This is a genomic window from Wohlfahrtiimonas larvae, from assembly GCF_002006755.1.
In the GTDB taxonomy this organism is placed as follows: Bacteria; Pseudomonadota; Gammaproteobacteria; order Cardiobacteriales; family Wohlfahrtiimonadaceae; genus Wohlfahrtiimonas; species Wohlfahrtiimonas larvae.
The window spans coordinates 1-11,043 of record NZ_MVDO01000145.1; the positions used below are offsets into that span (position 1 = coordinate 1).

The 11,043-nt window shown below is 36.6% G+C and carries 12 protein-coding genes and 1 tRNA gene; 2 read left to right on the plus strand and 11 right to left on the minus strand.

What is annotated here, in order from left to right:
- Positions 1-254 precede the first annotated feature (254 nt).
- Positions 255-1,187, minus strand: a complete 933-nt coding sequence (locus BZK14_RS13520; RefSeq protein ID WP_245831257.1) for a toxin-antitoxin system YwqK family antitoxin — start codon at positions 1,185-1,187, stop codon at positions 255-257.
- A gap of 136 nt (positions 1,188-1,323) precedes the next feature.
- A tRNA-Leu gene (locus BZK14_RS08425) sits at positions 1,324-1,412 on the minus strand.
- 88 nt (positions 1,413-1,500) lie between these two features.
- Here BZK14_RS08425 and BZK14_RS08430 point away from each other — a divergent pair.
- Complete coding sequence (locus BZK14_RS08430) at positions 1,501-2,229, plus strand: tyrosine-protein phosphatase (RefSeq protein ID WP_077926071.1); 729 nt, start codon at positions 1,501-1,503, stop codon at positions 2,227-2,229.
- A 91-nt stretch (positions 2,230-2,320) separates the two neighbouring features.
- On the opposite strand, the gene BZK14_RS08435 is transcribed toward BZK14_RS08430, so the two are convergent.
- Positions 2,321-3,043 carry a cytochrome b/b6 domain-containing protein gene (locus BZK14_RS08435; protein ID WP_077926072.1) on the minus strand — a complete coding sequence of 241 codons (723 nt, stop codon included), beginning with the start codon at positions 3,041-3,043 and terminating at the stop codon, positions 2,321-2,323.
- Between the two features lie 148 nt (positions 3,044-3,191).
- On the opposite strand from BZK14_RS08435, the gene sstT reads away from it, so the two are divergent.
- Positions 3,192-4,433 (plus strand): serine/threonine transporter SstT, encoded by a 1,242-nt coding sequence (gene sstT, locus BZK14_RS08440; protein WP_077926073.1) that lies wholly within the window; start codon positions 3,192-3,194, stop codon positions 4,431-4,433.
- 70 nt (positions 4,434-4,503) lie between these two features.
- Here the strand turns inward: sstT and BZK14_RS08445 are convergent, their stop codons facing one another.
- The 8 genes from BZK14_RS08445 to atpB all read right to left on the minus strand — a co-directional run.
- Positions 4,504-4,926, minus strand: a complete 423-nt coding sequence (locus BZK14_RS08445; RefSeq protein ID WP_077926074.1) for a F0F1 ATP synthase subunit epsilon — start codon at positions 4,924-4,926, stop codon at positions 4,504-4,506.
- Between the two features lie 22 nt (positions 4,927-4,948).
- On the minus strand, positions 4,949-6,322 hold the full coding sequence (atpD, locus tag BZK14_RS08450) for a F0F1 ATP synthase subunit beta (RefSeq protein WP_077926075.1): 1,374 nt from the start codon (positions 6,320-6,322) through the stop codon (positions 4,949-4,951).
- Between the two features lie 44 nt (positions 6,323-6,366).
- A complete protein-coding gene (gene atpG, locus BZK14_RS08455; protein ID WP_077926076.1) occupies positions 6,367-7,281 on the minus strand; it encodes a F0F1 ATP synthase subunit gamma in 915 nt (304 codons plus the stop codon).
- A 38-nt stretch (positions 7,282-7,319) separates the two neighbouring features.
- Positions 7,320-8,867 (minus strand): F0F1 ATP synthase subunit alpha, encoded by a 1,548-nt coding sequence (atpA, locus tag BZK14_RS08460; protein WP_077926077.1) that lies wholly within the window; start codon positions 8,865-8,867, stop codon positions 7,320-7,322.
- Between the two features lie 48 nt (positions 8,868-8,915).
- A complete protein-coding gene (locus BZK14_RS08465) occupies positions 8,916-9,470 on the minus strand; it encodes a F0F1 ATP synthase subunit delta (RefSeq protein WP_077926078.1) in 555 nt (184 codons plus the stop codon).
- Between the two features lie 14 nt (positions 9,471-9,484).
- Positions 9,485-9,955, minus strand: a complete 471-nt coding sequence (locus BZK14_RS08470) for a F0F1 ATP synthase subunit B (RefSeq protein WP_077926079.1) — start codon at positions 9,953-9,955, stop codon at positions 9,485-9,487.
- 77 nt (positions 9,956-10,032) lie between these two features.
- Positions 10,033-10,266: a F0F1 ATP synthase subunit C gene (gene atpE, locus BZK14_RS08475; protein ID WP_008316830.1), complete on the minus strand. Its 234-nt coding sequence runs from the start codon at positions 10,264-10,266 to the stop codon at positions 10,033-10,035.
- Between the two features lie 65 nt (positions 10,267-10,331).
- On the minus strand, positions 10,332-11,043 hold a 712-nt coding region (atpB, locus tag BZK14_RS08480; RefSeq protein WP_245831259.1), incomplete at its 5' end, for a F0F1 ATP synthase subunit A.

Here is an 11,043-nt window from a genome sequence, read left to right on the forward strand (position 1 = left end):
TGCTATCATTGAGATAGCGGCATGATAATCAGATGCCTCTAAAATATTAAAATTATTATTCGTTAATAATAATTTTAACATGCCTCTCAGCGCTTCATCATCTTCAATCAATAATACTGTTTTCTTCATCAATATCTTTTCTCACATTGAAATATGACAATTATGCTTCAGTTTTATGACAGTTTTATGAATCTTAAAAATAAAAAAGCAGAACTGTCGTCTGCTTTTCATGTTATCAATATATTTTGATCCGACTACCTAAAACCAAAACGCCAAATATCAATAATACAAGCATTACCCGTCATTTTTTGGCTACGATCTAATTGACCATCTTTATAAAATAATTCTGTATCTAATTCACCTTTTTCATTCCAAATACGACACCAACCATCGTTTACACCATTTTTATACGATGCTTCTGCAACTTTAAAACCTGTTGGTGCATTTTTAATAAGTGTGCCCTCTTTTTTATTACCAATTGAATCAAAAGAGTGACTGAGCGTACCATTATTATAAAAAGCTTGTGTTGATAAAATACCTGTTGCTTCATTCAAAGTCTCCTCCATACGAAGAGCACCATTTGGATAAAAAGATTTAGAGCTAATCACTTTGTTATCTTTATATTCTATTTCTGAAGATTGTTTACCATCTTGATACCAGTTCTTAGCTAATCCATTCTTTTGGCCATCCACATACGTGATCTCATTTTTAATTGAACCATTCGTATAAAAATTCTTCTGAATACCATTTAAAATATTATTTTGATATTCGGATTCTTCTAATAACCTACCACTTGCATCCCAAAATTTAAATAAGCCATCTAATTGGTTATTTTTCATAATATACTCTTCACGCGGCTCACCATTTTCATAGAATATGGTAATTTTTTCGGAACCATCCTCTAACTTTTCAACTTTTCGAGAATTATTATCCGCTGTTGAACTTGATGCTCCTGCATTAAAATCTGCATCTAAAGCACGAGGACCATACAAACGTACTAACTCCGCTTGTTGTTCCATTTCTTCTTTTAATCCTGGATTTTCATCATAAATCTTATCCATCATTGCTTGGTAACGTTCATAATCTTTTTTCTCTTGCACCATGTTATAAGTTTGAATACCTGCATAAACTAATAAAAGTGCACCAAAAACAATTAATAATTTTTTAGTTGATGGATCTAATCTCATTATTATCCTCATAAGAATCTATTGTTGCAAATTTGATCTAAATTATACATTAAATACGTTATTGTTTGAGTCATTATTGCATGGACACAAATATGGATCAAAAAAAAACCTGACATAAAGTCAGGTTTTTATGATATGGTGCCTAGGGCCGGAATCGAACCGGCACGACCGTTAAGGGTCGGCAGATTTTAAGTCTGCTGCGTCTACCAATTTCGCCACCCAGGCATGGATTGCGTCGAGGTGCGTATAATATCCATTTATAATAACCTTGGCAAGCATATGACTAAAAATAGATCAATTTTGGGAGAAATTAATGAAATCAATTATGAACTTTCGCAGCTTTAACAACCTTAAAACCAAGGAAAATGCGAGGATTCAAGAGAATAAACTTTTCAGAAGTGCAGCTCCTGAATATGGCTCACAAGATGACCTATTCCAACTCAAAAAATTCCAATTAAACACAGTTATTGACTTTAGAGATGAACATGAAAAGCAAATTTCTCTCCAAAAATCATTCAATGAACAGTTTAATCGCCAATCTGCAGCAATGAATGTTGCAAATTTTTTTGATCACGAAGAAATTAAACGCATAGGATTGAATCAATCTAATATTGATCTCTACTATAAAAATATCTACCGCGTATTGCCAACGCACTTTCACTCACAGTATCAAATTCTGGCCCATGCTTTAAATCAAGGGCAAACTTTATTATTTCACTGTAGTGCAGGTAAAGATCGAACTGGATTTGCAGCTTATTTAATTTTAAGCGCATTAGGCGTTCATCAAGATGATATTATGGATGACTATCTACGCTCTAATGAGTTTGCATTAGCTTTATATGAATCACGCAAAAATGAGCAATCTAATCTCCCTACAAGCCAATTATCTAAAGAGATTATACAACGCCTATTTGGTGTTCAAGAAGTGTATCTAGATACAGCAATACAATCTATACAGGAAAACTATAAAGGTAGCGAACGCTACCTTTCAGAAATACTACAAGCGGATATTCATGCCATCCGCAGTTATTACTTAATATAAATAATCAAACCCAAAAGAATAGTCATAGGAATAATCACTAAAAGTGTTATTCCTATGCGTTCCCATGCTGATGCCTTTAATAAACTACGACTCAAAACAACAATCCTTTCAACCAAAGGGCTGTATTTTGAATCCAAACAAAAAATTCTATATTTTTCATATAACCATACAACATATATGGCACAACAATTCCTAGTACAACAACGATCACCAATGCTAGCCATGGCTTATTACCACTCATTTCTTTTGCCATTGGTGAATGCCATTCGCTCTCTTTACGTGAGCCAACCACCATTGTTTTTACTAAATTTTGCCCTTTAAAGAAGAAATATCCCAAAATTGCTGTAATGTGTAAACCAATCATTACATAAATGACATATAAATTATATTGATGAATCATTTTAAAATATTTACGCGTATCACCTGAAATCAGTTTATATAAAGGAGAATCCTGATGCAGATATGTATTATCAGTTAAAAATAATCCTGTGATCGTTTGTGTTAACAAAACAAACAACATCAACAAAACCATATAAGCCCCCATAGGATTATGGCCTTCTGTTTTACTGACACCATAACGCATATAGTTATATATCGTAACTGGCCCTTTAACAAAATCCCAGAATTTTGCCGTTGAGCTACCGATCAAGCCCCAAATAATACGAAATAATAGTAAAATCAATACAAATATACCTGCGTATTGATGTGCGGTAATATTTTCTTGATTAATGGTATAAATACAGACCACTATCATTACAACTAAAGCCCAGTGAAACAAACGGATTGGTAGATCCCAAACCTGTATTTTCTTCATTTTATATTCCTTTTATAAATATTCATGGCGCTATTGTATAAAAACATGTTTCTTCTTGCGAATTTATTCAGTTTTCAAAATTAGAATTACTTGCTATATTTTTCAGATCATTAAAATTATTAATGCAAACTGTAAATGAGGAGAGAACATGAGGCGTTTTTTTAATTTTATTAATAACTATAGTCTAATACAACAAATTTTTGTCGGATTGATATTAGGCATTATCATAGGGTTTACCTCAAAAACTGCTTCCGCAACAGTTGCAATTTTTGGTGAAATATTTGTCAACGGCTTAAAAGCAATCGCACCTGTTCTGGTTTTTTTCCTAATTATGGCTGCCATTGCAAAATATAAAACAAATACTAAAAATCGTTCCGCTATCCGTCCTATTCTTATTTTATATATGATTGGTACCTTTGCAGCTGCTGTTGTTGCTGTCATCGTCAGTTATATTTTCCCTATCACGCTCACATCATTACCTGCTGCTGTTACTCAAGCATCACCTAGCAATATCATTGATGTTCTTCATGACCTAGTCATTAAAATGGTTGATAATCCTGTCAATGCGATTGTTTCAGCTAACTATATCGGCTTATTATTTTGGGGAATTGTATTTGGCTTTGCCTTAAGACAAGCAAATCATACAACACGCAAACTCATCGAAGATATTGCTGAAGTTGTGACCAAAGCTGTTCGCTTTGTCATCAAGTTTGCGCCATTAGGGATATTGGGATTGGTTGCAGCAACGATCTCAGAGACAGGTGCAGAAGCCTTAGTGGGTTATATTCAATTGGTTCTAATACTATTACTAGCGATGGCTATTGTTGCCTTTATTGTCAACCCTGTGATTGTTTATTGGAAAATTCGCTCTAACCCATATCCTTTAGTTTTAACTTGTTTAAGAGAAAGTGGTTTAACTGCTTTCTTTACACGAAGTTCAGCAGCAAATTTACCCATTAACCTAGCACTCTGCCGCAAATTAGATGTTGATGAAGAAACTTATAGTATCTCAATGCCATTAGGTGCAGCAATCAATATGGCTGGTGCCGCTGTAACCATTACAATTTTTACACTAGCTGCAGTTCATACTTTAGGTATTAAAGTAGATTTCTTATCAACAATTTTATTAAGTCTTGTTGCAACCATAGGTGCTTGTGGTGCTTCTGGTGTTGCAGGTGGTTCTTTATTATTAATACCGTTAGCTTGTAGCTTATTTGGAATTGATAACACAATAGCGATGCAATTGGTTGCAATTGGCTTTATTGTGGGTGTTGTACAAGATTCTGTAGAAACAGCAATTAACTCTTCTACTGATGTACTCTTTACTGTTGCTGCTGATCGTGCATTAAAAAGAACAACTGATACAACTCAAACAATATCAGATATCTAACCATTGTTCATAACAATAGCTACAAAAAAACCTGCATATGCAGGTTTTTTTATTAAACTGATTACAGTTATTAAACTTTACCAATTTTACGGTAACGTTCAATTGCATCAATCTTCGCATTGATCTCACGTAATTCTGTTTGAGCTTTCGCAAAGTTGAAATCATCATTTTGCTTTTGCAACATTGACTCAACACGCTCTCTTGCAGCTTTAGCTTCAGCTTCATCAAGATCATCTGCTCTTTCCGCAGATTCAGCCAAAACGATGATCTGATTAGGTTGGATTTCAAGAATACCGCCTGAAATCCAAAACACATCTTCAACACCGTCAGTTGTCTTTAATCGAACTTGACCAGGTACAAGTTGAGTTAACAATGGTAAGTGACCAGGAAAAATACCTAGCTCACCAGAGATACTTGTACCTGCAAAAAAAGTGACATCTCCAGAAAACAATTCTTTTTCTGCGCTTACGATGGCAACATGCATTGTATTCATTGAGACTCCCTATTCCGTTAGATTAAAGCTTAGCCGCACGTGCTCTTGCTTCTTCAATATCACCAACCATGTAGAAAGCTTGTTCTGGCATTGAATCACATTCACCTGCCAAAATTGCTTTAAAGCTAGCAATGGTATCTTTCAAGCTTACATACTTACCAGGCGCGCCTGTAAATACTTCAGCAACATGGAAAGGTTGAGACAAGAAACGTTGGATCTTACGAGCACGTTGTACGATTTGCTTATCATCTTCTGATAACTCATCCATACCCAAGATTGCAATGATATCTTTCAATTCTTTATAACGCTGAAGTGTTGTTTGAACGCCACGAGCAACATCATAATGTTCCTGACCAATCACTAATGGATCTAACTGACGTGAAGTTGAATCTAATGGATCTACCGCAGGGTAAATACCTAAAGAAGCAATATCACGTGACAATACGATTGTCGCATCCAAGTGAGCAAACGTTGTTGCTGGTGATGGATCTGTTAAGTCATCCGCAGGAACGTAAACAGCTTGAACTGATGTGATAGAACCTTTCTTCGTCGATGTAATACGTTCTTGAAGTACACCCATTTCTTCAGACAATGTAGGTTGGTAACCTACTGCTGATGGCATACGCCCCAACAATGCTGATACTTCAGTACCTGCCAATGTATAACGATAGATGTTATCAATGAACAATAGAACGTCTTTACCTTCATCACGGAAGTATTCAGCCATTGTCAAACCAGTCAAAGCAACACGTAAACGGTTACCAGGTGGTTCATTCATCTGACCATACACCATCGCAACTTTATCAAGTACGTTAGAATCTTTCATTTCGTGATAGAAGTCATTACCTTCACGAGTACGTTCACCAACACCTGCAAACACAGACAAACCTGAGTGAGCTTTAGCGATATTGTTGATCAACTCCATCATATTTACAGTTTTACCAACACCCGCACCACCGAATAAACCTACTTTACCACCCTTAGCGAATGGGCATAATAAGTCGATAACTTTGATACCAGTTTCTAGTAACTCTGTAGAACCTGATTGTTCTTCATAACTAGGTGGTTTACGGTGAATGCCCCAATGAGCTTCTGCCGCAACATCACCAGCATGATCTACTGGTTGACCTAATACGTTCATGATACGACCCAAAGTTGCTGTACCTACTGGTACAGAAATTGGACCTTTTGTATCAGTTACAACTAAATCACGTTGCAAACCATCTGATGAACCCATTGCGATTGTACGCACTACGCCATCACCTAATTGTTGTTGAACTTCAAGAACTAAATCCTGACCTTCAACTTTTAATGCATTATAGATACTAGGAACTGAATCGCGTGGAAATTCAACGTCTACGACAGCCCCTATAATCTGAATAATTTTTCCTGACATATTTAACCTCTAAAAATTACTATTCTCATTCAATCTGCCCAGATTTATAGGGCTGCTGCTCCACCAACGATCTCAGATATTTCTTGAGTAATTGCAGCCTGACGTGCTTTGTTATACACGAGCTGTAAATTATCAACAATTGCCTGAGCATTGTCTGTTGCGGCCTGCATAGAGATCATTCTCGCTGCCATTTCGCATGCAATGTTTGCAACAACTGCCTGATAAATTGTTGATTCAATATAACGATTGAGGACAATATCAATCAATTTTTTAGGATCCATATCGTAGATATAATCCCATTTCATTGTTTGAGCCAAATCAATCATCTCATCATTTTGCTTGTGTTTACCAACTTCAACTTTCAGCGATTCGAATGTCGATAAGTCTATAGGTAACAACTGCATGCCAACAGGTTTCTGAACCATCGTATTAACAAAAATATTGCCATAAATACGAAGCTCATCAATCTCACCATCACGGTAAGCTGCAAGCATAACGTTCATTACACCCAATAGCTGAGCCATTGTTGGTTGATCACCTAAATGACTCGCAGTTGCTAAAATTTTCCCACCATAACGATTAAAGAAAGTATTTGCTTTATTACCAATGGTCGCAAACTCAACTGTTTTGCCTTCTTCTGACCATCGTGCAATATCCGAGCTTAGAAGCTTGAATAAATTATTATTCAAGCCACCACATAAGCCACGATCACTGCTAACAACAATAACACCAACTTTCTTAACTTCTCGTTTGGATAAATAGACATGATCAAATTCAACATCAGCCTGTGAAAGATGAGAAACCAATTTCACAATTTGCTTAACATATGGACTAGTTGCTAGCATTTGCGTTTGTGTTTTACGCATCTTACTAGCAGCAACCATTTGCATAGCACCTGTGATTTTCTGAGTATTTTTAACACTCTTAATCTTTGTACGTATCTCTTTACCAACGGCCATGAAAAGATCCTAATATTTAAAATAAAGAAAGAGAAAAACTACTTAACCCAAGCTTCTGTCGATTTATACGACTTAATTGCTTGTGCAAATTGGTTCTCAATTTCATCATTGTAATTACCAGTCTCATTGATTTGCTTCATGAGATCAGCTTTTTCAATATTCATCGTAGTTACTAAGCCTGCAGCAAATGCACTCACTTCGCTCACATCAATATCATCTAAATGACCTTTTTCAACTGTGAACAAAACTACTGCCATTTCTGATACTGAATATGGACGGTATTGTGCTTGCTTCATTAACTCCATAACACGCTCACCACGTTCTAACTGCTTACGTGTTGCTTCATCTAAATCAGATGCAAACTGAGAGAATGCTTCCAATTCACGATATTGAGCCAATGCCAAACGAACACCACCACCTAATTTTTTGATGATTTTAGTTTGTGCAGCACCACCAACACGTGATACAGAGATACCAGCGTTGATCGCAGGACGAACACCAGCATTAAATAGGTCTGATTCTAAGAAGATCTGACCATCTGTAATAGAAATTACGTTAGTTGGAACGAATGCAGAAACGTCACCCGCTTGTGTTTCAATGATTGGCAATGCTGTTAATGAACCTGTCTTGCCTTTCACTTCGCCATTTGTAAATGCTTCAACATAATTTGCATTCACACGAGCAGCACGCTCAAGTAGACGTGAATGTAAATAGAACACATCACCAGGATAAGCTTCACGGCCTGGAGGACGACGTAATAATAATGAAATTTGACGATATGCAACCGCTTGTTTCGATAAGTCATCATAAATGATCAACGCATCTTCACCACGATCACGGAAATATTCACCCATTGTACAACCAGCATACGCTGATAAATACTGCATTGCAGCAGGATCAGCTGCACTTGAAGCAACAACGATTGTGTGTGCCATTGCATCATGCTCTTCCAACTTACGAACAATATTCGCAATTGTTGAGTTTTTCTGACCAATCGCAACATAGATACACTTAACGCCTGTACCTTTTTGATTAATGATTGTATCGATTGCAATCGCAGTTTTACCTGTTTGTCTGTCACCAATGATTAACTCACGCTGACCACGACCTACTGGTACCATTGAGTCAATAGCGATATAGCCTGTTTGTAATGGCTCATCAACTGATTGACGCTCGATTACACCTGGTGCTAATTTCTCAATAGGCGCTGATAAAGTAGCATTGATTGGACCTTTACCATCAATTGGTTGACCCAATGTATTCACAACACGACCCAATAATTCAGGACCGATTGGAACTTCCATAACTTTACCAGTACATTTAACTACGTCGCCTTCAGATACTCTTGCATAATCACCTAAAAGTACAACGCCCACTGAATCACGCTCTAAGTTCAACGCTAAACCGCGTACACCGTGAGGTAATTCAACCATTTCGCCCTGCATTACAGCATCTAAGCCGTATACAGTAGCAATACCGTCAGTCAAGCTAATAACTGTACCTTCAGTACTTGCTTCTGGCTTTACATCAAATTCTTCAATCTTAGATTTGATAAGATCACTAATTTCTGATGGATTCAATTGCATAATTCAAATCATCCTTTAAACATAATAAATTCTTTTATCGTAAATCCACTAAGCTGACTGCACCAAAAAAGAAGTCATCTGCTCTAAACGTCCTTTTACTGATCCATCCATAACCCAATCCCCAGCCTTAATAACTGCGCCACCGATTAAATTTGGATCAACTGAAACATTCAATTTAATGCTTTTTTGGAAATGCTTTTCTAATGCTTTAACGAACATTTCATTTTCTGATTCTTTCACTTCAAAAGCTGACACTAAATCAACTTCAATAATAGATTCATCTGAAAGAACCATTTCATCATACGCTTGGCGAATGGATGGAAATACTTCGTAGCGCTTAGCACTTAAAATTACTGATAAAAAATTAGCTTCTTGATTCGTTAACTTACGTTTTAATAACGTAGCCACTGCTGTTTGCAAAAACTGAGTTTTTTCTTGCAGAGAAAAATCAGGGCGAGAGATAAAATCACTCGCCTCTACATCGGCACTAATCTCATCGAGTACAGCCAAAAGATTACTCCAGCCAGAAATAGTATTCTCTTCCTTAGCAATCAAAAACACCGCTTTGGCATAGGGACGAGCAACTGTAATATAATCTGTCATGACTAACTATTGCCTTATAAACGTGATGCTAAATCTTTTAACATTGACTCGTGCGTTGCGCGATCTACTTCTTTACCAACGATCTTACTTGCGCCTTCTAGTGCTAGTGCAACCACTTCTTGTCTTAGTTTTTCTTTAGCTTGATTAGTTTCAACTAAAATCTGATCTTGTGCATTTTGAAGTTGCTTATCTGCCACTTCTTTAGCTTGTGCTCTTGATGCTTCGACAGCTTCTTCTGCACGCTTATTTGCAAGCGTAACAATAGAAGAGGCTTCTTGTTTTGCATCTTTTAAAAGCAACTTAACTTTTGAATCAGCTTCTAATTTCTCCGCAACGCTATCTTCAGCAGCTTTTAAGCCATCTGCGATTTTAGCACGGCGTTCATCGAGCGCTTTGATCATTGGTGGCCAAATGAATTTCATCACAAACCAAACCAATGTAAAAAAGACGACAAACTGTGCAAATAAAGTAGCATTTAAATTCATGTTGTATCTGCCTGTCTATTCTAATCTATGCATAAAAGGCGTTTGACAAATATATCAAACGCCACGAAATGGAGTTATTACTTAAATACAACCATTGCAAAGAAGATAGCGATACCAACACCGATCAAGAATGCAGCATCTACAAGACCAACAAGAATAAATACTTTAGGTAACAACTTATCCATCATTTCTGGTTGACGTGCTGAAGATTCAACATATTTTGAACCTAACAATGCGATACCAATTGCCGCACCGATAGCACCTAAACCAACGATAATTCCACACGCTAAAGCAATCATGCCCATGTCCATTTTTTTCTCCTAAAAATAAAATAACTAACTAAACTAACAAAACACCAACCAAATCGATTGAATTCTTAATGAGCCTCATGAGCTTGACCTAGATAAACTAAAGTCAAAGTCATAAAGATATAGCCTTGAAGAACAATGATCAAGATATGGAAAATAGCCCATGCCGATCCTGCTAACCAATGCAATCCAAATCCCCACCATGTGCCTGTTGCACCTAATAATGCAATCAAACAGAAAAGTAGTTCACCCGCGAACATATTACCGAAAAGTCGCATACCTAGTGAGAATGCCTTAGAAATATATTCAACAAGATTTAAGATAATATTAAATGGTAATAAATAGATACCAAAAGGTGCAGTGCAAAGTTCTTTAACAAAACCGCCAACCTTTTTAACTTTAAACGAGTAAAAAAGAATCAATGCCAATACAGCCATAGACATGCCCAATGGACCATTCACGTCTGCTGTTGGAAGAATTCGTTGATGTTCAACTTCTAAGCCAAACACATTAATCAAAGTCATCGGAAGATCTACAGGCACTAAGTCCATGCAGTTCATCACAATCACCCATAAAAATATTGTCAACCCCAATGGTGCGATATAACCATTTGGACCACTTACTAATGTTCTTGATTGAGTTTCAGCAAATTCAACAAGAATTTCTACCGCAGCTTGAAAGCGTGTTGGTACTCCTGAAGAAGCTTTACGCGATGCCCTAAACAAAAAGAATAGAACAATAATACCCGATACAACCGACCAAAGAACGGTATCGACATTA